Genomic DNA, 21866 nt, shown 5'->3' on the forward strand with positions numbered 1-21866 from the left:
AATGTTATGCTTGGAATCATCAGAGTTATTACGCTGGAGAACCCGGAAGACGCAAATCAGCACGGCGAACGCATCGAGCGGCGGTATGGCCTGCCAACGCTCAGCGCCTGCATACTCGATCAGCCGGAAGGCGTGCATGATGAGCGGACTGAGGCGATCGCCATCCCCAAAATCATTCAGCTGGCAAAAGAGCTGGAGAGCCGGGGCTGCCTCGCCATCGGGATCAGCTGCGCCGCCGATCCGGCGCTGGAGGAATGCAGACAGGCCGTCAAGGTGCCTGTGCTTGGAGCCGGCTCCTGCGCGGCGCATCTTGGACTGTCATCAGCCGCTAAGCTTGGCGTGCTGACCATCCTGGAGGAGACGCCGCCGCTGATCCGTTCCATTCTCGGCGGAGCCTATGTCGGCATGGAGCGGCCCGAAGGCGTGGTCACGACGCTTGATCTGCGGACGCCAGCCGGCCGGGAAGCGGCTTTCCGTGCCGCAGCCCGGCTGGCGGAGCGGGGAGCGGAAGGCATCGTCTTGGCGTGCACCGGCTTTGCCAGCATTGGTTTTGCGGCTGAGCTGAAAGAGCGTTATGGGCTGGCAGCCTTTGATCCGATTGATTCACTGGGTGCAGCGGCCGCGGTTTTTCTTGCCCGGTAATCCCTAATCATAATACGTGGACACAGCGTCCGAACGAAAGGCATGCCGCCTCAGTTCGGACGCTTTTTCGACATATTTCGAAAAAATTCTGTTTTGTTTGCACATCATCTTTGGTACACTAGCAGTTAAAAAATCCAGACCTGACGTGTCAATCAAGGAGGCCGAAGCGTTGGACAAGACGGGAATCACCATACGGGAAGTGTTGGATATACCGATTTTGCAGAACGCCAGGGTGCTTGCTGGAGGCAGCGGCCTGAACCGTGTCGTTCAGTTCATCGATATTATGGAGGTGCCCGACCTGAACGGTTGGGTAAAAGAAGGGGTCCTAATGCTGACCACGGCTTACGCAATCCGGCATAACCCATCGGAGCTCGCAGGGCTCATCCGGATCATGGATCAGGGAGGCGCCGCCGCGCTGGCGATCAAGCCGGCCCGCTTCCTGAAGGGCATTCCGCAGTCCGCACTGGAAGCAAGCGATGAGACCGGCCTGCCGCTCATTGAAGTGCCGTCCGAAATTCCGTATACCGACATTACCCGGCCGATTATGGAGCGGGTGCTGGACCGCCAAGCGGCGCTGCTGCGCCGTTCGGAGGAGGTCTACCGGACGTTGACCCAAATGGTGCTCCAGAACAGCGGTATTCAGGCGGTTACGGACAGCGTGGCGGGGCTGATTCAGGCTCCGGTCGCCGTGATCGATAACGAAGGGCGGATTATTGTATCTTCACCCGCCGGGTTGGAATGGGTGGAGGATGCGGCCTATCAGCAGTGGACGATCAATGTGGACCGCCGAAATGTGGCCAAGCTGATCGCCGCCAAACCGGAGCTGGATGAGATGGAGCGGGTCGGCATCGAGCAGGCCCGGCTGGTGCTGGCACTGGAGCTGATGCGGGGGAAAATCGTGGCCGACACCGAATTGCGGCTGCGCGGCAATTTTATCGACGAGCTGTTGACGCCGCCTGTTCCGCCCCGGCATGAAGTGGAGCAGCGGGGACGGAAGCTGGGGATGAATGTCGAGCATTTATGGGAGGTTGCCGTGGTGGAAGGCGACTGGGCGCAGAACGAAGAGGTGTTATCTGCCCGGTTGGAACAGGAAGCGCGCACGCGGCGCGTTGTTCCGCACGTGGAATTCAGATCCAACCGGGCGGTGATGTTCCTTCCGAGCGCCTGGGAAAGACGGGAAGGGAGCGGTCATGACCGCACGCCTTCCTGGGCCGAGACGCTGGAGGCATGGGCCGCCGACAAGTCGCTCGGGATTTCGGGCACCCGAGCTGGACTGGGCGGGCGCAAACCGCTGTGGGAAATCTATGACAGTTATAATGAAGCGCGTAAGGCGCTGAGGGTTTCGCGCAAAATCGAACAAGAACGTTTTGCCGTCCGGTATGAGGAAGTGGAGATATTTGATCTTTTGGGCGAAGCGATGGAACTGCCCGCTTTTGCCTCTTTGTTTGAACGCAAGCTGGGCAAGCTGCGTCAATACGACGAGGAGCATAACAGCGACCTCATGCGGACCTTTCTGTATTATCTGGAGAGCCGCGGGAGCCTGATCGATACGGCGAACCGCCTGTACATTCACCGCAATTCCGTCAAATACCGGCTGGAGCGGATCCGCGATATCACGGGTTATGAATTAAACGATTCCCGCGAGCAGTTGGTCAGCCATTTGTGCTTGATCTACTATTACATGCGCGTTAAGCCGTCCGATAAGTAGGTGCAATCAGGTTGTTTTACCAGAATCCTCAGGTTTTCCGGGGCCGTGATGTCATATAATATTACGTTTAAGTGGGATATTCGTCCGCAGTGACCAAACAAAGGGATGCTTTTTTAGTCGAAGGGGACGTAGTGGGCAAACCGTAATCTTTGTAAAATGAGCACAATTCATATAAACGCACCTCGCAAGGGTACCTAACTTGACAGGCGAAGATGAGCGCCGGATGTGCAAAAAGGGGGTTGATCCATTGTTAGTGTATACGATCCGCAGGCTCGGACAGATGATTCCCGCACTGATCGGGATTATCCTGATCACGTTCATCCTGTCGCGCGTGCTGCCGGGTGATCCGGCGGTGATGCTTGCCGGCGAGCAGGCCACCCCCGAGGTCATTGAGAACATCAGACAAGATATGGGCCTGGACAAGCCTTTGTACGGACAGTTTTTCGATTATCTGGGACAGCTCGGGCGGGGCGATCTGGGCGACGCCTACCACACCGGCCATACCGTTGCCAGCGACTTTGCCTCCAGATTTCCGGCCACTATTGAACTGACCTTGTTCAGCATCCTGATTGCCGTGGTGATCGCCATTCCGGTGGGCATTATCGCCGCCACCCGGAAGGAGTCGGTAATCGACCACATTTCCCGCGTATTCTCCTTGATCGGCGCATGCGTACCGATTTTTTGGCTGGGACTGATCTTCATCTACATCTTCTACTCCCAGCTCGGCTGGGCTCCGGCGCCGATGGGCCGGATCAGCGGCGATCTTAATCCGCCGACACACATCACCGGACTTTATATTTTGGACAGCTTGCTATCCGCGGACTTTGTTGCTTTAAAGAGCAGCATTGCCCATTTGATTCTCCCGGCGATCTGTCTCAGCACCGGCACGATGGCGATTGTCGCCCGGATGACCCGCTCCAGTATGCTGGAGGTCATCGGACAGGACTTCGTCCGGACCGCCCGGGCCAAAGGCCTGCGCGAGTCGATTGTCATCTGCAAACACGCGCTTATTAACGCGCTGATCCCAACGCTGACCGTACTTGGTCTGCAGTTTGGTTATCTGCTCGGAGGCGCGGTGATCACGGAGACGATCTTCTCCTGGCCGGGGGTCGGCGGTTACATCACCGATTCCATATTGGCCGCGGATTATGCGCCAATTCAGGCTTTTACGCTGGTCAGCGCGGTGCTGTACAGCCTCATTAACCTGTCGGTCGACCTGCTGTACGGCATGATCGATCCGCGTATCCGCTATGAATAAACCGAAACGAAAGGAGGCGGGGGTCCTTATGACCGTTCTGTCCTCAACGGCCGGCGCTTCGCCGAAGCCGGAAGAAGCCCCGAAGCGGGCCGCCTTTCTCCGGCTGCTGCTCCGCAACCGTCTGGCGGCTATCGGCCTGCTGTTTATCCTGCTGTGGACGCTCGCAGCCATCTTGGCCCCATGGATCGCACCATATAAGCCGGATGTGCCCGACATGACCGCCAAGCTGCAGGCACCGGGAAGCGCGCATCTAATGGGTACCGACAACTTCGGGCGCGACATTTTCAGCCGGGTGCTGTACGGAGCACGCATCAGCATCTGGACCGGTCTGATCGCCGTCGGCATCTCGTTTATCATCGGCGTTCCGCTTGGAGGCATCGCCGCCTATTACGGCGGAAAGACGGAAACGATCATCATGCGTATCCTCGATGTGCTTCTGTCCTTCCCTTCGCTGGTATTGTCCATGGCGATTGCCGCTTCGATCGGCGCGGGGTTGTCGAGCGCGATGATTGCAGTAGGGATCGTAGGCATCCCTGAATTCGGGCGGTTGATGTACGGCCAGACCGTATCGCTCCGGGAAAAAGAATACGTGGAGGCCAGCCGCTCCATCGGCGTGAAGGACCGCGTCATTCTGACCCGCCACATTTTGCCGAACGCGCTTGCGCCGCTGCTGGTCCAGGCCACGCTTGGGATGGGCTTTGCGATCCTGACCGCATCCAGCCTCAGCTTCCTCGGTCTCGGCGTCAAACCGCCGACCGCCGAGTGGGGCGCGATGATTGCGGAAGGACGAGAATATATCATCTCCGGACAGTGGTGGCTGGTCACCTTCCCTGGACTCGGCATCGCGACGGCGATTCTGGGGTTCAACCTGCTGGGCGACGGGTTCCGCGACGTTCTGGACCCCCGTCTCCGGTCAAGCAAATAGACGCGCAGGGCGGAGGCATCGCTCCCGGGTTCGCTTTATGAGACATCTGTGCTTAACGGCGCTCCGGCGCTCCATCGCCCCATGATCCGCCTACCCGTCTATCCGGCGGTCCGCTGCCCGGCTGGCTGCCTGTCCGGCACCTATCCGGGGATTCGGCTTAACCGCAATACCGATCGTCAGCAATGCCAATTGATAAATAAAAGGGGATCTGTACATGAAGAAAGTGACGAAAGCTTTTACCCTCCTGCTGCTGCTCTGTGTGGTGCTGGCCGGCTGTGCCGCCAAATCCAATCCTCCCGCGGCAAGCAAGGGCGAAAACAATTCGGACAACGCCGCTGCCGCGCAGGAATCGGCCGCTCCATCTTCGGCATTGACTGTTGCTTTCTCGGAAGGCGGAACTACGCTTGACCCGGCGGAAGCCAGCGACCTGACAAGCGATACCTTTGTTGTTGCCGCTTATGATCAGCTCGTGACCTACGGTGTGAAAACCGTTGACGGAGCTGAAGTCGCCAACACGGATGACATTCAGCCGATGCTGGCGGAAAGCTGGGAAGTGTCTGCGGATAACCTCACTTACACGTTCAAGCTCCGCGAAGGTGTCAAGTTCCAGAGCGGCAATCCGCTGACTGCCGATTCGGTTGTCTACACTTTTGACCGGGTGAAGAATTCCAACTCCGGCAGCTTCCTGTACGGTATGGCCGACATTAAGTCGGTAACAGCCAAGGACCCTTCCACCGTTGAGATTGTTCTGAACAAACAAAACCATATGTTTATGCAAATTATCGCGCTCTACAACTTCTCCATTGTGGACGAAGTGGCGATGCAGGGCAAAGACGCAAACTACCTGAAGACCAATACGGCAGGCTCCGGCCCGTTCGTTCTGGAAAAATGGGACCCGGCCAGCGAAGCGGTTCTTACCGCCAACGCCGATTATTGGCAGGGTGCGCCAAGCCTGAGCAAAGTGACGCTGAAATTCACTAAAGAAGCCTCAAACCGGGTGCTGCTGCTGGATAAAGGCGATGTAGATATGGCGATTGAAATTCCGCCGAAAGACGTAAGCTCGCTCGAAGCGAACAAGGATCTGGCAGTTAAGTCCAATGCAAGTAACCGTATTTTGTATCTTGCCTTAAACAACAAAGTAGCGCCGTTCGACAACGTTAAAGTCCGTCAGGCGATTGCTTACTCTATTCCTTACGATCAGCTGATTAATGAAGTCATGTATGGACAGGCCAAGCAGATGAAGAGTGCGGTCGCCAGCAATACGCCGGGCTATACCGACAAAGGCTACACCTATGAGCACAACCTGGACAAGGCCAAGCAGCTGCTGCAGGAGGCCGGTTACGCTGACGGATTCACTTTTGATCTTACGCTTGGATCGGGCTTCCAGGACTGGGAGGACGATGCGGTTATTATCCAGGCGGAGCTTGCAAAAATCGGCGTGACGATGAACATCAACAAAGTGGCGCGCGCCCAGTTCCTCGAAATGCAAAAGGAGAAAAACCTGACGGCCTATATCTCCAAATGGACCTCCTTCGTTAATGATCCGGCTTACCATCTTGGCTTCCTGATGTACGGCAAAGGCTCGTCCAACTACAACAACTACAGCAATGCCGAAGTGGACAAGCTGTGGGAGCAGGCCAGCGCGGAACCCGATGCGGCCGTCCGCACGAAGCTGTTCGAGCAGGCGCAGGAGATCATCACAACAGAAGCGCCGTGGAGCTACTTGTATGAGTACAACCGGATCGTCGGCATGAAAGCCAACTTGAGCGGTTATGTATACTATCCGGACGAAATCATCCGTTTCTACCCGCTGTCCAAAAAATAAACTTCGGGCTGCGAGGCTCCCGTTATACGCAAGCGGAAAGGCCGAGCCGGCAAGCAGCCGGCTTCGGCCCTTTTTCCAAACCGCCGTCCGGGAGTTGTCCGCCTGAACATAGAGGAGTTGTGGTCCATCATGAACTGGAAGCAAAAAGTGCTGGATGCCGTCGATGAACGGCAGGAGGAGCTGCTGGAGCTGTGCTCGAAGCTGATTCAGTTCCCGACGGAAAACCCACCGGGCGATACGCGCGACATCAGCGCATTTATTATCGATTATTTAAAAAAAGCCGGGATCGAAACAGAAGTTCATGCGGCTACGCCGGAAATGCTGAACCTCATTTCGATCCATAAGGGAAGCGGAGAGAACGGTAAACGGCTCATTTTTTGCGGCCATACCGATGTCGTGCCTGCCGGAGATTTGGACCGCTGGGATTTCGATCCGTTCTGCGGCGAAATTCGGGACGGCTATATGCTCGGACGCGGAGCTTCCGACATGAAAGGCGGGCTGGCCGGGCTGCTGTTTGCGACGGCGCTGCTGGCCAAGCTCGGGGTTCCGCTCAAAGGCGACCTGTCGCTGCTGATTGTGCCGGACGAAGAAACCGGCGGCCACCTCGGCGTGCCGTGGGTGCTGGAACGGGAGCTGATCAGCGGGACGGCGGCGGTGATTGCTGAGCCTTCAGGCCCGTTAAATCCGACGATTGGCCAGAAGGGAAGCTGCTGGTTTGAATTTACGGTGGAAGGTACGCCCGGCCACGGCAGCTTGTCTCCGGTTGTCGGCGACAGCGCCATCGTCAAAGCGGCAAAAGGCATCGAGGCACTGCAGCGCCTGTGGGACATCGAGCCCAACATCCCTGACGAGGTCAAGGAAATTATCGAGATCTCCAAACGGTATGCGATTGAGCGCGAATCGGAAGGGCTCGCTTATCAGGTATTCGATCACGTGACAGTGAATATCGGAACGATTCAGGGCGGTACAAAAGTGAACGTGGTCGCTGACCGCTGCACGGTCCAAGTGGATTCGCGCGTGCCGTTTGGGGTCGACTACCGCCAGGTGATGGAACGGGCCGGATCGCTGCTGCTGGAAGCCGGCATTGAAACGGACATTAAGCCGTTTGGGTTTCAGGGCAATGCGAACTGGACTCCGCCGGAGGAGCCGGTCGTCAAGCATTTGGTGGACAGCATCTCCGAAGTGAGCGGGGAAGAAGCTTACGGTGTGCTGCAGTGGGCATCCAGCGATGCGCGCCACTTCCGGACGCATCATATTCCCGTGCTGCAGTATGGACCAGCTGAGCTGTCAACCATTCACTCTTTTAATGAACGCGCGCCGGTATGGCAGATCATCCAATGTGCTAAAGTGTACGCGCTGACTGCGCTGAAATATCTGGGTATTGAAGAAACAGCGGAGACGAGCGGCGAAACGGCCGCGCTTGAACGTATTTAATGAAGTAGGGTTGAAACAACCAGAGAAAGGGGGAGCGGCCATGGCCGAACTGCTGGAAGTATCCGGTCTCGTAACGGAATTTAAAACATCGGGCGGAGTCATCCGTGCGGTGGACGGCGTCAATCTGCGCGTGAAAAAAGGGGAGACGCTTGGCATCGTGGGAGAGTCCGGCTGCGGCAAAAGCATCACGTCGCTGTCGATAATGCAGCTGCTGCCCAAAAAAATCGGCCGGATTGCCGGCGGAAGCATCGCCTTCGAGGGCAAGGATCTGCTGAAGGCGAGCGGCCGGGAAATGCGGAGCATCCGGGGGAACCGGATTGCGATGATTTTTCAGGAGCCGATGACCTCGCTTAATCCGGTGTTCAAAATCGGCAAACAAATTTCGGAGGCAGCGCGTTACCATCTGAAGATCGGCAAAAAAGAGGCCTGGACCCGGGCTGTCGAGATGCTGACCAAGGTTGGCATTCCCCGTCCCGATAAAATCGCCGCACAGTATCCGCATCAGCTCTCCGGCGGCATGCGCCAGCGGGTGATGATTGCAATGGCTATGATCTGCAACCCTCAGCTGCTGATTGCGGATGAGCCGACCACTGCGCTTGACGTTACGATTCAGGCCCAGATTCTGGACCTTATGCGCGAGCTGCAGGAGACCGAAGGCACCTCAATTCTGATGATTACCCACGACCTTGGCGTCGTCGCCGAAATGTGCGACCGGGTTGTGATCATGTACGCCGGTCAAGTTGTGGAGGAGACCGACGTGGCAACGCTGTTCAACGATCCGAAGCATCCGTATACCCAAGGGCTGCTTGCTTCCCTGCCGCAGCTGGCCGGGGAGACCGACCGGCTGCCCTCCATTCCCGGACAGGTGCCGAATCCCCTGCACATGCCTTCGGGCTGCCGGTTTGCGCCCCGCTGTCCGCACCGCTTTGAGGCGTGCGATCAGGCGCAGCCGGCGCTGCTGGAGACTGAAGCGGGCCATTCGTGCCGGTGTTTTTTATACCATGACGGGAAGCGGGAGGCGGTATCATGAGCACGCTGCTTGAAGTGCGGGATTTGAAGAAGCATTACCCGATCCGCAAAGGACTGTTCTCCAAGCAGACGGGAGCGGTCAGAGCGGTGGACGGGGTAAACCTGTCCGTGCTGCGGGGGGAGACGCTGGCGGTCGTGGGCGAATCCGGCTGCGGCAAGTCGACAACCGGCCGCGCCATTTTGCGGCTGATCGAGCCGACGGGGGGCGAAATCAAGTTCGACGGAACGGATATCCGCTCGCTTGGACCGGAGGCCATGCGGAAAATGCGGACGCAGATGCAGATGGTCTTCCAGGACCCTTACGCTTCGCTGGACCCGCGGTGGACTGTCCGGCAGGTGCTGGAGGAACCGTTTCTGACCCATATGCCGGAGGTTGCCGGTGCAGAGCTGAAAAACCGGGTGGCGGAGCTGATGGAAGTGGTTGGGCTGTCGCCTTATCACGCCAACCGGTATCCGCATGAGTTCTCGGGCGGCCAGCGGCAGCGGATCGGCATTGCTCGCGCGCTGGCGATGAATCCGAAGTTTATCGTCTGCGACGAGCCGGTTTCGGCGCTGGACGTGTCGATTCAGGCCCAGGTGCTCAATCTGATGCAGGATTTGCAGGCCCGGTTTGGGTTAACCTATCTGTTTATTTCGCATGACTTGTCCGTCGTCAAGTTTATCAGCGACCGGGTAGCTGTCATGTATTTGGGCAAGGTGGTGGAGCTTGCGCCGACCAAGGAGCTGTTTGCTAACCCGCTGCACCCGTATACCAAAGCGCTTATGTCTGCGGTTCCGAAGCCGGAGCCGGGCATAAGAAAAGAGCGGGTTATTCTGAAGGGGGATGTCCCCAGCCCGGAGAATCCGCCTTCCGGCTGCACTTTTCATACGCGTTGTCCGCTGGCGTCCGATGTATGCCGCCGCGACATTCCCGAGCTGCGCGAGGTTAGTCCGGGCGTGCAGGCAGCCTGCCACTTTGTCTGATAACTAAAGAGAGGTGCCCGCCATACGGCAGGGCACCTTTTTCGGCTGGGGATTAGGTGGTCCTCGTTTCAACAATCCGGTTGGTGGCGATCGGAGGGAAGGGCTAGTCCTCAACTGTATCTCACCTCAAAACTCCCAGTCGCTGAGCGAGCAGGCCGCCTCTTAGCTATTTCTCGTTTCAACAATCCGGTTGGTAAGCGATCCAAGGCGGTCGATCGAAACGGTGACCTGATCGCCGTCCTTCAAGTAGGCTCTTGTTTCGGGCGGCATGCCAAGCGCCACGCCTTCCGGCGTGCCTGTCAGAATAAGATCGCCCGGCTGGAGAGTCATATGCCGGGAAATGTAGCTGACAATTTCGTCGCAGCGGAAAATCATGTCGGAGGTGTTCGACTGCTGGCGGAGCCCGCCGTTTACGCTGCAGGAAATACCGAGCGTGTTTGGGTCTCCGACCTCATCAGCCGTTACGAGATAGGGGCCGACCGGACAAAAGCCGTCCAGGCTTTTGCCGAGCATCCACTGGCTGGTCCGCCGCTGCAAATCCCGGGCCGACAAGTCGTTGGCGCAGCAGTATCCGAACACATAGTCCAGCGCATCTTCTACGGCGACATTTTTGGCCTTCCTGCCGATGACGATTGCGAGCTCGGCTTCGTAGTCCAGTTCCGACGTAACTCCGCTCGGCCAGGCGATAGAGTCCCCGTGGGCGGCGATGGCATTGCTGAATTTGCTGAACAGGACAGGAGAGCTTGGAGTCTCTGCGCCGGTTTCTTCGGCGTGTCTGCGGTAGTTCAGACCAACGCAGACGATTTTTCCGGTCCCCGGAACGCAGGGTCCCCAAGCAAGCTCTGCTTCGTTCAGTGGGCTGGATGAATAAGCCGATGCATAGGCCTCAAGTGCTTTGACTGCCGGAATCCCGCCTTCAATGGCTTCCCGAACAGTTAGGGGAAGGGGCGTTCCTTCATATAATAAGGGCGGTTCCTTGCCGGGAAGTACAGGAATTACACCGCTGTCTGTCCGGATGCCGAGACGTTCCTTCCCCTGCTCGAAGTAGGTTAACAGCTTCATAGTCTTTATCCTCCTTTGGCTGGTTGCATAAAGGTTGGCCGGCTTGCTATATCGGTTTGGCAGCCTGCTTTTTTGCACTGCCCGATTCCTCCAAAGTATACAAGGAGCGCTTCCGAAACGCACGGAAATAACTGCCGCTGCCCTGAGGCGGATTTTTTTTGTAAAAAGAGTTGTCATGTTCAAATTTATATGGTATATTAATTTTCGTTGCTGCATTACTTAGTGTCATGCGGTCGTGGCGGAATTGGCAGACGCGCACGGTTCAGGTCCGTGTGGGCTAACCCCCCGTGGAGGTTCGAGTCCTCTCGACCGCATTCCCTTAACAATCAAGCGGCTCGTAATCGTTCAGGCGATTACGGGTCTTTTTTGTGTATTCAAAGGCAGGGTAGAGAAATAATGGCGGAAGCTTGTGACGTTTTTTCGTTACCCTTTACATATTTCTTGACTGTGCTACAATGACATAAGCGCTTTAGGTCTATAACGGACAGAAGCTATACACAGCCATGCAGAAAGCCCTGCGGATTGGCCGGCGTTAACTCTCCTGAACAGGAATCTCTTTGTTTAACAGGTAATGAAGATTTAGTAACAAAGAAGCAAATTTTAATAGCGCTGGCGCACGGTCAAGGGAGCTCTTCGGCAGAAGGGCCTTTTTTCTTTCGTTTGCATCGTCTTTGGCTTGGCACATTCCAATACAAAAGAGATGAAAGTATGCTAGAACCTGCAATGCAACCAAAACCTGGGCGGATTCAGGGGCTGCTGGAGAAATACTTCTCCGGGGCAACTATGGATTACCGCCAGATAATCGCTTTGTTTATACCGATCCTGATTGACCAGATGTTTATCGTCGGTCTGAATGTGGTCAACACGGCCATGATCAGCTCGGCGGGCGTCGACGCGGTCAGCGCCGTCAACATGATCGATTCGCTGAATATCTTTTTGCTGAGCGTCTTTATTGCGGTCTCCACAGGCGGTACGGTTGTCGTAGCCCAGTACAAGGGGAACGGCAATGATGCCATGGTGTCCAAAGCAGCGGCGGGAACCGCGGCTTCGGTGGCCCTGCTGGCCGCTGGCGTCAGCCTGATCGTCATCTTGTTCCACAATCCGCTGCTGAGGCTGCTGTTCGGCGCGGCCGAACCTGCGGTTATGTCCCATGCGCGGACGTATCTGATCGGAAGCTGCATTTCTTTTCTCGGCATCGGCATTGTTGAGGCAGTATGCGGCGCGCTCCGGGGAATCGGACGGACGAGAGCGTCGCTTGTGCTGTCGCTGATTATGAACCTGACGTATGTGGCGCTGAACTTTGTTTTTATCAACGGGATGCAACTGAGTGTTTTCGGCATGACGCTGTCCGTAAATACAGCCCGTTATCTGGCGGCCGCCTGCGCGCTGTATTATTTGTTCCGGCTGGATGCGAGCCTGCGGATCAAGGTGAAGGACCTGTTCGCCGTTCAGTTTTCCATGCTGAAGCGGATTATGTTTATCGGTCTGCCGTTTGCGGCGGAGCAGATGTTTTTTAACGGCGGTAAAATGTTGACCCAGGTCTTTATCGTCAGCCTCGGCACGTTCGCCATCGCCACCAATGCCATCAGCTCCTCGATTGCGGGCGTGATGCAGATTCCGGCCAATGCACTGTCGCTGACGCTGATTACGGTGGTAGGCCAGTGTATGGGGCGCCAGCATGTGGACGATGCCCGGAAATTTGTAAAATCGTTTCTGGTGCTCGCCTCGCTGTCTTTTGCGCTAATGGGAATGCTGATTCTGCCGTTTTTCCATCCGCTTGTTTCGCTGTTCCACCCGCCGGCTGAGATTATTGACGATATTTTCTGGGTTATTCTTGTGAATACACTGGCCCAGATTCCGCTCTGGTCCGTCAGCTTCATCACCCCTTCGGCGCTGCGGGCCGCGGGAGACTCCAAATTCACTTCGATGGTCTCCATGCTGTCCATGTGGCTGTTCCGGGTGGTGCTCGGCTACCTGCTGGGTATCGTGTTCGGCTTCGGCATTCTTGGCGTCTGGGTGGCGATGAACTGTGAGTGGGGCGTCAGAGGTTTTGTTTTTGTTCGCCGGTTCCTGGGCGATAAGTGGTATCGCCATCGGGTGATTTGAACCCCTGACTTAAATACGTCATCATCTTCTGTGTTATATGAATTTTAATGCCGATTATGGCTTAACTGCTATAGTCTTCTCGAGTAGTAGTTAGAGAACCCGATGACCAGTACTCCCTCCAGCAGCAGCAGGGAAGCTGCAAGAATAATAACAGTCCGGTCGACGCGCAGGAATCCGAGGATGACGACAAGGAGACTTAGGGCGTAGTTCATTATTTTTCCTGTCATATAACCGGTTTTTTCCCGGATGCGTATATTCCGCTCGTCGGCCCGTTCCACCTGCATCTGGCGTTTAAGCTGCTCGTTCTTGGCTGGAGATATCAGAAAGGAACGCAGTAAGTTCCCTAGGCCGATGGCGGCAAACGCGGCCCCTAAACCGATACACAAACTGCCCGCCATCTCCCACTTCTCTCCGGTCAACCGGAAACCGCCCAGATACAGCAGCACCGCACCGGCAAACCCCAAAAGCGCATACCCGCCCCTGTGTCGCTTTATGCTCATTTTGTATCCTCCTCATAAATAAAAATTTCTTCAATGGTCATTCCAAAATACCTGGCGATCTTAAAGGCCAGCAAAATGGACGGGTTATACCGGCCGTTCTCCAGCGAGCCGATCGTTTGTCTGGAGACTTCCAGCGCCGCCGCCAGCTCCTCCTGCTTGATTCCCTGAAGCTTCCGTATTTCCTCCAGCCGGTTTTTCATTTCCGCACCCCGTCAACGCTTATGATGTAAAGTGGACTTTCCATTTCGATTGTAGCACTAGAGCAGTAAGATGTAAAGCTGGCTTTCCATCATGCAACTTACAGGGGGTTGGCGGCCTGGTAGTGCTATATCTGTTATTGCCGAATAGTAATGCCGAATCTACAGAAACCCATCGCGTCATAAAAAACAGGCCCTTCGAGGACCTGCGGCTGCCCTGAATTGGACCTGGAAAAAGAAAAAAGACAGGCTAAGCGCCTGTCCATTTTTCGCCGTTCAGATATTTTTGGGTAAGCACGGAGAGAAGCTGAATGCCGACCTCGTTATGCCCGCCTTCCGGGATAATCAGGTCCGCGTACTTCTTCGACGGTTCGATAAACGCTTCGTGCATCGGCTTGACCGTGCTGAGGTACTGATTATGAATCGATTGAATCGTGCGGCCGCGTTCTTCGATGTCCCGGAGTACCCGGCGCAGAATCCGCACATCGGGATCGGTATCGACAAACACCTTGATGTCGAGCTCGGCCCGCAGCTTCTCGTCAGACAGGACATGAAGCCCTTCAATGATGACGATATTGTTTGGTTTCAGTTCAACGGTGCTGTCCGTGGAGCGGGCGTGAACTGTAAAATCATACACTGGCGCATAAGCGCTGTTCCCGGTTTTGAGGCAGCGGAGATGCTCGATCAGAAGATCGTTGTCAAAAGCGAAAGGGTGATCGTAGTTGATCTTTTCGCGTTCGGCCATTTCGAGATACGAATGGTCTTTATAATAATTATCCTGAGAGATAAACGTCACTTTGCCGGACTCGTATCCGAGACGGTCAATGACGGAGCGGGCTACCGTCGTCTTGCCGGAGCCTGTGCCGCCGGCGATTCCAATAATCAGCATGGCGTTATCTTAACCCTCCCTAAACATTAGCCGTTGCCATTCCAGTATTGTAGCATATGGCCGTTCAATTTTCATCCGGAGAGAAAGGCAATTTTAGGGACAATGGGGCGGCGCCCGTACAAGCGCAAAGTGGTATAGTAAAAAAGACAGCAATTTGAGGGAGGCGGCAGAAGATGGAACAGAGATTGACCCTGCAGGAGGCGTTTGCCCGGGCGGAGTATCCGGTACCTGCGCACGGCAGGCGGAACGCAGGAGTGCTGAAGGAAGCGTTCGCGCAGGTGGCGGACGAACTGGACAGCGACATGTACGGATCGGGGGAAGTGATCGAACGTTTTCAGGACAAGTTTGCGGCGCTGCTCGGGAAGGAAGCGGCGGTGTTTTTTCCGAGCGGAACGATGGCCCAGCAGATAGCCCTGCGGATTTGGTGTGATGAAAAAGGAACAAACAGAGTGGCCTATCACCCGCTCTGCCATTTGGAGATCCATGAGGAAGACGGCCTGCGCGAGCTGCACCGGCTTGAGCCTTTGCTGCTGGCCGACAGGGAGCGGCTGATTACACTGGAGGATGTTCAGGGCATCGGCGGTAAAATTGCCTGCCTGCTGCTGGAGCTGCCGCAGCGTGAAATCGGCGGTCAGCTGCCGGCGTTTGAGGAGCTTGAAGCGATCTCAGCATACTGCCGGAAGCAGGGCATCCGGCTGCATTTGGACGGGGCGAGGCTGCTCGAAGTGCTGCCGTATTACGGCAAGACCGCGGCTCAGGTATGCGAGCTGTTCGACAGCGTCTATATCTCCCTGTATAAGGGGATTGGCGGAATCGCTGGGGCAATTTTGGCCGGGGGCCGGGAATTTACGGCCAAGTCCAAGGTGTGGAAAAGAAGACACGGCGGCGATCTGATCAGCCTTTATCCTTATATTGTTTCGGCCGACTATTACTACAACCTGCGCGCGGACCGGATGGAACAGTATTATGTCCAGGCACGGGAGCTGGCCGGGCTGCTGAATGGCTGTGCCGGCGTCCGGACGCTGCCGGAGGTGCCTGTGTCCAATATGTTTCATTTGTATTTTGACGGATCGAAGGAGCACATTGAGCCGGTGCTTGTTTCGTTTTATGAGGAAAGCGGCATTGCCTTATCTTCAGCGCTGAGAGAAGCCGGCCCGGACGCCTGCTACTGCGAAATCAGCATCGGGGACCGGTATGGGCAGATCCCGGGAAAACGGCTGCGTGAAGGCATGGAGCTGCTGAACGTCAAAATGAGCCGGCTTCGCCAGAATGATTAACCGAGGGGAGAAAACGTGATGAACAATAAAGTGATTTTTCTGAATACGGACAGTCTGGGTGACGGGGAAAGGGAGCTGGGCACCCAGCTGCTGGAGACTTTTTTTACGCTGCTGAAACAAAAAGACCCGCTGCCCGCGGCGGTATTCTGCGTTAACCGGGGGGTGCTGGCGCTGACGGAGCAATCGCTGGCGTCGCTTCATCTGAAAGAGCTGGAGGAACGGGGCGTGCCGGTGCTGGCGTGCGGAACCTGCGTTGATTATTACGGAATCCGCGAAGCGCTGTCGGTGGGGGAAGTGTCGAGCATGGGGCGGTTTTTGGAGCTGGCGGAGCCGTATGAGGTCCTAACGATACGGTAAGTGTAAAAGCTGAAAGGAAACCGGGCGGAGCGGCGCTGCGTTTGTGCAGCACCTTCCTTGTTTGCGCCGGTGAGCGGGCACATTGGACCGGAGGGTATAAATGGCGGCGGATAAGCCATCATTATAGAGATGGAGCCGAACAGGGTAATAAAAGATTATCCACGGGCGTTCAGCCCGGCGCAAAGGAGAGAGGCACATGACAGCAAGCGAACGGCCGGATGAAATCGGCGTAATCGAGAAGGCGGAAAATGCCTTTTTTATGCGATTGGAAGGAGAAAACATCGGCGAAATCACGTTTGTCCCGGTGGAGGATGGAACGTGGCTGCTGGACCATACGTATGTCGATCCGCAGTACCGGGGCGGCAGTATCGCCCGCAGGCTGCTCCAGCGGGTTGCGGATGAGGCCAGAGCCGAAGGCGCCAAAATCGTGCCGGTGTGCTCTTACGCCGTGACCCAGTTCAAACGGGACCCGGGGTATTCCGACGTATGGAAACGGAATCCGTAACGGCTAGCCCGAAGCTGGATGTTATATTTACGCCTGGACGGCCCTGCGGCTGGACATCGTAATGAACTACCCACAAGTACATGGGCGGGATGAAAAAAACCTTAAGCAGGCGCTGCGCCGGGAAGGCGCAGGTGACCTTGCTTAAGGTTTTTTTGTGAAGAAACCAGGGGGGCGGACGTTAACCGACCCACTCCCTGCGAAGGGTAAACAATTCCCGCAGCGAATCGTCGGAGAGCTCCGTGATCCAGCCTTCCGAGCTGGAGATTACATTGTCGCTGAGCTGCTGTTTGCTCTCCAGCATTTCGTCGATCCGCTCCTCCAGGGTGCCAAGTGAAATGAACTTGTGCACCTGAACATCTCGGGTCTGGCCCATCCGGTAGGCCCGGTCGGTTGCCTGGTTCTCCACAGCGGGATTCCACCAACGGTCGAAGTGAAACACGTGGTTGGCCGCTGTGAGATTAAGCCCGACGCCGCCGGCTTTAAGCGACAGGATAAACACACCCGGCCGTCCGGGTGCATCGCCGTCCGGCGACTGGAAGGTATCGACCATGCGGTCGCGGGCGGTTTTGGAGGTGCCGCCATGCAGGTAAAAGACCGGCTCCTCCAATTCTTCTTCCAGGATAGACTTCAGCATCTCGCCCATTCCGATATACTGCGTAAAAATAAGGCAGCGTTCGCCCGCAGCCCGCAGCTCCTTCACCATGGCCAGCAGGCGCTCCAGTTTGGAGGAGCGGGCGACCAGGGCGGCGGTGCTTGCGGCGGTATAGGGAGCTTCCGGCGTTGGGCTAGCGGAGCGATTGGCAGCGTGTGGAGTCTCCGGCTTCGAGTCTGCGGTGCCGTTGGCAGCGTAGGGAGCTTCCGGTGCCGGGTCGGCCGTGCCGCTGGTGGCGTAAGGGGCTTCCGGCACCGGGCTGGCGGTTTTGTCGGCAGCGTAGTCTGGCGTCGAGTCTGCGGTGCGTTCGGCAGCTAAAGGAGCTTCCGGTGCCCGGCTAACGGTGCGTTCCGCAGCGATAGGAGCTTCCGCCGCCGGACCCTCCATGCCGCCGGCAAGCCCGCCAGCCGTTCCGGCCGCCCGGGATGGCTCCGCTGCTGCCCCCGGTCCGGAGGCCTCCCCGGCCGTGACTGTGCCAAGCTGCGCCGCTGGCTTCACCGCTGTCTCCGCAGGCTGCAGGCTCTCTTCGACGGGCTGCGGCTCCTGGGTCAGCAGAGCCGGATGGTCGCAGAGCTGCTTCAGCTTGGTTAACGCGGACAAAATCGCTCCTTTACGGCGCATGCCCTCCAGATCCTTCATGCTGTCCAGCAGCCCGTTCACCGTCTGGTCGTACAGCGCAGCCTGCTCAGCGGTCAGCGGCACATAGGTTTTCATTTCGTTTTTATCGGGCAGATCCAGCTGAATGGCGGGATCTTTTTTCTTGCGTCTCAGCATAAACGGCTTGACCAGCTTGCGCAGCTCGGCCGTCCGCCGTTCATCCCCCTCTTTTTCGATCGGGCCGGCGAACCGGTCCTGGAACGCGCGTTGGCTGCCCAGATAACCGGGCGTAATGAAGTCGTAGATCGACCACAGCTCCGCCAGCCGGTTCTCAATCGGCGTGCCGGTCAAGGCGATCCGGTGGCGTGCCGGAAAGCTGCGCACGGCAACCGACTGGCGGGTGTTGGCGTTTTTGATATTTTGCGCTTCATCCAGACAGATCGCATTCCAGGTAAAGCTCTGCAGCAGCTCTTGATCCAGCGATGCGGTAGCGTATGAGGTCAGGATTACATCCGCTTCGGCCAGCGCGGCGGTGAAGGCATTGCCGCTTGCCCTGCGGGGGCCGTAGTGCAGCCGCACCCGCAGCGAAGGGCCAAACCGGGCCAGCTCCTTCTGCCAGTTGCCGAGGACCGAAGTCGGGCAAATAATCAGCGCGGGCGCTTCGCCGGGCCCCGGCGCTTCCGCGGTCTCGTCCTGCACATGCAGCAGGTAGGAGATGAGCTGCACGGTCTTGCCGAGGCCCATATCGTCGGCAAGGCAGGCCCCTAAACCAAAGCGGCGGAGAAATGCCAGCCAGCCGAAGCCCTCCTGCTGATAAGGCCGCAGCTGCGCCTGAAGTCCGGCCGGCACCGGCGGCACCGGCCACTCCGCCTGGCTGCCCAGCTTGCCGATCAGCTCCAGCAGATGCGCATTCAGCTCCACCTCCAGCTGCAGGCGGCCGTCATCCTCTTCCTCCAGCGCGGCTTCCTCTTGATTCTCCCCGGCGCGGAATGCTCCGCCGCCCCGCAGCAGATGAAGCTGCAGCACGTCCTGAAAGGACATCCCCCGCCTGCGGTCGATGCCCTGCATCGCCCGCTGAATCTGGGCGAGCAGCGCCGGGTCAAGCGGCACCCACTGATCGCGGAAGCGGACCAGCCGTTCGCCGCGCGCGACCAGCTCGGCGAACTCGGCTTCGCTGAGGTCGGCTTCGCCAATGGAGACGCGCCAGTCGAATTCGACCAGCGCGTTTAGACCGAAGCGGGACTCGCCGCCGCCGCGCGACTCGCCCTCTTCCGGGCGGACCTTGGCCCGCAGGCGCGGTTTGCGGCGGCTTGCCGTCTCCCACCAGGCCGGCAGCAGCACGACCCAGCCGGCCTCCAGCAGACGGCGGCTGTCCGCCGTCAGGAAGCGCCAGGCGGCCTCGCTGGTGAGCGGCCGCCCAAGCACGTCGCCGGTCCGCCCGGCCGAAGCGCCCGGCAGCAGCGCGCGCAGGCGTTCCGCCCAGCCGGCCGCCCGCTCCCTGACGAACGGCTCCCACGCGTCCGGCCAGTCTCCGTGCGGGTCGCCGTAGCCGTCCAGCCGGAGCGGGGCGAGCCGGGAGGCGTCCCACTTGTCCTGCAGGACAAGGTTCAGCCGCCACTCCGGCCGGTCTTCCTCCGGCTCGAGCAGCTGCACGGCCGGGCGGAACGGCGCGACGTCGGCCTTCCAGCCGACCGCCACCAGCCACGCCTCCTCGTCCATCCCCGCTGCGGCCGCGCCGCTCCGGTCGAACAGCAGCGGATGCTCCCGGCGCAGGTCGGCCGCCGCGGCTTCCGTGCCGTAGTGCCGGGCATACACGGCGGCGGAGAAGGCGGCGCGCAGGCCAAGCAGCACATCGGCATCTTCACCGATCTGCCCAAGGGCCTCCTGCGCGCTTTCGTCATCCGCCCAAAAGCGCTCGTCCCAAGTCCACTCCAGCCGGCCCCGGCGGTAAGCGGACAAGCTGGGCTTGTAGCGCGCTTCCTCGATCTGCTCGGCGAGCCGGGGGGCAAGCTTCACCAGCGGCGCGGCGAGCCCTTTCCAGCTCCACTGGACGTGGGACAGCCACGGTCTGGAAGCAAGGAAAGGCACAACCAGCTCTGCCGGCAGGACGACCAGCTCCATTCTTCCGGCATCCTGGATTTCAAGGCTTGTTCCATAAAAGGAAGGTTCATGCCAGGCAAAAAGCAGCCGCTTCAGCGTCAAGCCGTCCAGTTCATGGCCCTGCTGGCTCTGCCCGTACAGCAGCGCGTCGCCGTGCTCGCTGAATCCGAGCCCTACGGCCGCACTGCGGAAGTAAGCGTTCATGCGATCAGTTTTCCTTTCCGAAGCTCTTCCTGCAGCGCCCGAAGCCGGCTGTGCTGCTGCAGAAAGGATTGGAAGAAGTCGTCCCAGCGATCTTCCCGCTTCATTTTGTGATAGAGCTTGGCCAGCCGCTTAAGCAGGCGGACGGCCGCTTTATAGCTGCTCCGGTTCTTCTCCGCCACCAGCCGTTCAACAGCCTGGTGATAGAAGGGCAGCAGCGTCTCCGGCGCGTTTTTCTCCAGCGGTTCCAGATCGGCCACCCGAAAATGCGCCGGCTCTGCCCCCGAACTGAGCTGAAAATCCATCCATTCCCGCCATTTGCCGCTGGACAGCAGCAGCTCCGCGTATACTTCACGCGAGTGGGGGAGCAGTGCCGCCAGGGAGCCCCACATCTGCGGCTCTTTCTCCGGCAGGTGCTGGATCGCTTCCCTCCAATAGGCGGCATAGGCCCGGTAATCGTAAAAACGGTGGCCTTGCGCAAGCTGCGCCATCTCGCCCAGCCAGCGCGTAAGACGGGGCCAGTCCCCGGCTTCGGCAAGCGACTGAAGCTGCGGGGACAGACGGGCGGGCTCAAAGCCGGGCAGTGCAGCCGCCTGCCGGAGCAGTGTCCAGGCCTCCCCGTCTTCGGACAGACGCAGCAGCATGGCAACGCGGGCCATGAGCCAGGACGGCCGGGACAAGGCGGCGCCCAGCTCCATCTCAGCCGCATCCAGCCGGTCCAGCTCGTCCCGGTACAGCGGTTCGCCCCGGCGAAGGGGGTCCAGCCAGTTGCTCCAAAGCAGCTCATAGCAGTTATAAAAATAAGCGCCGCCGTCCGCCTCCGTCAGCATCAGACGGCGCAGATAGGCGAGTGTGTCCAAAATCCGCGGCCATTCGTCTGCCTCCGCGCCGGAGGGCAGCTTGGACTCCAGGTAACGTTCGATCCCGTTCTGCAGATCAGTTGCCGCCAGATGCGTATGGTAACCAAGCGAACGGGAGACGTATCTTCCGGGAACCTGCACGGCCGGCCGCGTTAGCGACTCCAGAATGTACAGCGAAGCATGCAGCTCAAACAGGCGGCTTGCGGCCGGTGTCATCGGCGGCTTGCTGCGGTAAATCAGCAGCGCCGCCTGGCGGGCGTATTCCTGGTTGCGCGGCGTCTGCGCAAGCGATGACGTACTTCGCGCAAACAGCGCGTGCCATTCGGCGACGTTCATGGCCGCAGGCGGCGGACCGGATTCCGCCCGTTTGGGAGCGGGGCGGCCGGTCTGTGCCGCAGGCGGGGCGAGCGTGCGCCGGTGAACAGCCGCCCTGGCGTTGGCCAAGGCAAGCACGGGCCGCCCGAGCCGGTCCGCCAGCGCAAGCAGCGCGGCGGCCATATGCTTGCAGGGCGGATCGTCCGGGCAGTCGCAGCGCCCGGCGGACAAATCCGCGGGATTCAGCTCCAAAGCGTAGTCCGCTTTGCCTTGCACAAGCGCGGTTAATCCGGCCGCACCGGCCGATGTGAGTGAACGGACGCGGCCCTGCTTGAAATATTGGAACCCTTTTTTGAGGGTAAGGTCGTCAAAATAATAAGCGGTATCCCGGAGCAGCCGGTCCCAGCCGGCATCGTCCAGGTCGAATTGAAAGGGCATAACAACCTCTCCTGTCGGATCTATCG

The 21866-nt window shown here is 58.3% G+C and carries 18 protein-coding genes and 1 tRNA gene; 13 read left to right on the forward strand and 6 right to left on the reverse strand.

What is annotated here, in order from left to right; translation table 11 throughout:
* The first annotated feature begins 6 nt into the window (after positions 1–6).
* The 8 genes from ACE6ED_RS06215 (at position 7) to ACE6ED_RS06250 (ending at position 9784) form a co-directional block, all read left to right on the forward strand.
* Positions 7–642: an aspartate/glutamate racemase family protein gene (locus tag ACE6ED_RS06215; RefSeq protein ID WP_410826234.1), complete on the forward strand. Its 636-nt coding sequence runs from the start codon at positions 7–9 to the stop codon at positions 640–642.
* Between the two features lie 169 nt (positions 643–811).
* Positions 812–2350 carry a PucR family transcriptional regulator gene (locus ACE6ED_RS06220; RefSeq protein WP_410826235.1) on the forward strand — a complete coding sequence of 513 codons (1539 nt, stop codon included), beginning with the start codon at positions 812–814 and terminating at the stop codon, positions 2348–2350.
* Positions 2351–2597: 247 nt separating this feature from the next.
* Positions 2598–3608: an ABC transporter permease gene (locus ACE6ED_RS06225; protein ID WP_410826236.1), complete on the forward strand. Its 1011-nt coding sequence runs from the start codon at positions 2598–2600 to the stop codon at positions 3606–3608.
* 28 nt (positions 3609–3636) lie between these two features.
* Complete coding sequence (locus ACE6ED_RS06230; RefSeq protein WP_410826237.1) at positions 3637–4533, forward strand: ABC transporter permease; 897 nt, start codon at positions 3637–3639, stop codon at positions 4531–4533.
* 214 nt (positions 4534–4747) lie between these two features.
* On the forward strand, positions 4748–6358 hold the full coding sequence (locus ACE6ED_RS06235; protein WP_410826238.1) for an ABC transporter substrate-binding protein: 1611 nt from the start codon (positions 4748–4750) through the stop codon (positions 6356–6358).
* Positions 6359–6487: 129 nt separating this feature from the next.
* Entirely contained in the window at positions 6488–7792 is a 1305-nt protein-coding gene (locus tag ACE6ED_RS06240) for a M20 family metallopeptidase (protein ID WP_410826239.1), read from the forward strand.
* Positions 7793–7832: 40 nt separating this feature from the next.
* Positions 7833–8822: an ABC transporter ATP-binding protein gene (locus tag ACE6ED_RS06245; RefSeq protein ID WP_410826240.1), complete on the forward strand. Its 990-nt coding sequence runs from the start codon at positions 7833–7835 to the stop codon at positions 8820–8822.
* Positions 8819–9784, forward strand: coding sequence for an ABC transporter ATP-binding protein (locus ACE6ED_RS06250; protein WP_410826241.1), 966 nt, complete (start codon positions 8819–8821; stop codon positions 9782–9784). Before ACE6ED_RS06245 ends, ACE6ED_RS06250 begins: the two co-directional genes overlap by 4 nt.
* Positions 9785–9946: 162 nt before the next feature.
* On the opposite strand, the gene ACE6ED_RS06255 is transcribed toward ACE6ED_RS06250, so the two are convergent.
* Positions 9947–10846 carry a fumarylacetoacetate hydrolase family protein gene (locus ACE6ED_RS06255; protein WP_410826242.1) on the reverse strand — a complete coding sequence of 300 codons (900 nt, stop codon included), beginning with the start codon at positions 10844–10846 and terminating at the stop codon, positions 9947–9949.
* A gap of 229 nt (positions 10847–11075) precedes the next feature.
* Here ACE6ED_RS06255 and ACE6ED_RS06260 point away from each other — a divergent pair.
* Both ACE6ED_RS06260 and ACE6ED_RS06265 read left to right on the forward strand, forming a co-directional pair.
* Positions 11076–11160: transfer RNA gene (locus tag ACE6ED_RS06260), tRNA-Leu, on the forward strand.
* 394 nt (positions 11161–11554) lie between these two features.
* Positions 11555–12952 (forward strand): MATE family efflux transporter, encoded by a 1398-nt coding sequence (locus tag ACE6ED_RS06265; protein WP_410826243.1) that lies wholly within the window; start codon positions 11555–11557, stop codon positions 12950–12952.
* 68 nt (positions 12953–13020) lie between these two features.
* Here the strand turns inward: ACE6ED_RS06265 and ACE6ED_RS06270 are convergent, their stop codons facing one another.
* From ACE6ED_RS06270 to udk, 3 genes are all read right to left on the reverse strand, one after another.
* Positions 13021–13452 carry a hypothetical protein gene (locus tag ACE6ED_RS06270; protein ID WP_410826244.1) on the reverse strand — a complete coding sequence of 144 codons (432 nt, stop codon included), beginning with the start codon at positions 13450–13452 and terminating at the stop codon, positions 13021–13023.
* The gene (locus ACE6ED_RS06275) at positions 13449–13652 is read right to left on the reverse strand and encodes a helix-turn-helix transcriptional regulator (RefSeq protein WP_410826245.1); all 204 of its coding nucleotides are present in this window, start codon (positions 13650–13652) and stop codon (positions 13449–13451) included. The genes ACE6ED_RS06270 and ACE6ED_RS06275 overlap by 4 nt, the downstream gene beginning before the upstream one ends.
* Before the next feature lie 247 nt (positions 13653–13899).
* Positions 13900–14538, reverse strand: coding sequence for a uridine kinase (gene udk, locus ACE6ED_RS06280; protein WP_410826246.1), 639 nt, complete (start codon positions 14536–14538; stop codon positions 13900–13902).
* 173 nt (positions 14539–14711) lie between these two features.
* Between udk and ACE6ED_RS06285 the strand changes: the two genes are divergently transcribed.
* From ACE6ED_RS06285 to ACE6ED_RS06295, 3 genes are all read left to right on the forward strand, one after another.
* Positions 14712–15815: a threonine aldolase family protein gene (locus ACE6ED_RS06285; RefSeq protein WP_410826247.1), complete on the forward strand. Its 1104-nt coding sequence runs from the start codon at positions 14712–14714 to the stop codon at positions 15813–15815.
* An 18-nt stretch (positions 15816–15833) separates the two neighbouring features.
* The gene (locus ACE6ED_RS06290) at positions 15834–16172 is read left to right on the forward strand and encodes a DsrE family protein (RefSeq protein WP_410826248.1); all 339 of its coding nucleotides are present in this window, start codon (positions 15834–15836) and stop codon (positions 16170–16172) included.
* Between the two features lie 196 nt (positions 16173–16368).
* Positions 16369–16677 (forward strand): GNAT family N-acetyltransferase, encoded by a 309-nt coding sequence (locus tag ACE6ED_RS06295; RefSeq protein WP_410826249.1) that lies wholly within the window; start codon positions 16369–16371, stop codon positions 16675–16677.
* Between the two features lie 178 nt (positions 16678–16855).
* On the opposite strand, the gene ACE6ED_RS06300 is transcribed toward ACE6ED_RS06295, so the two are convergent.
* Positions 16856–20230: an SNF2-related protein gene (locus tag ACE6ED_RS06300; protein ID WP_410826250.1), complete on the reverse strand. Its 3375-nt coding sequence runs from the start codon at positions 20228–20230 to the stop codon at positions 16856–16858.
* Positions 20227–21840 (reverse strand): SWIM zinc finger family protein, encoded by a 1614-nt coding sequence (locus ACE6ED_RS06305; RefSeq protein ID WP_410826251.1) that lies wholly within the window; start codon positions 21838–21840, stop codon positions 20227–20229. Before ACE6ED_RS06305 ends, ACE6ED_RS06300 begins: the two co-directional genes overlap by 4 nt.
* Positions 21841–21866: the final 26 nt, after the last annotated feature.

This window comes from Paenibacillus nanchangensis (assembly GCF_046543445.1).
GTDB lineage: Bacteria > Bacillota > Bacilli > Paenibacillales > Paenibacillaceae > Paenibacillus_AQ > Paenibacillus_AQ nanchangensis.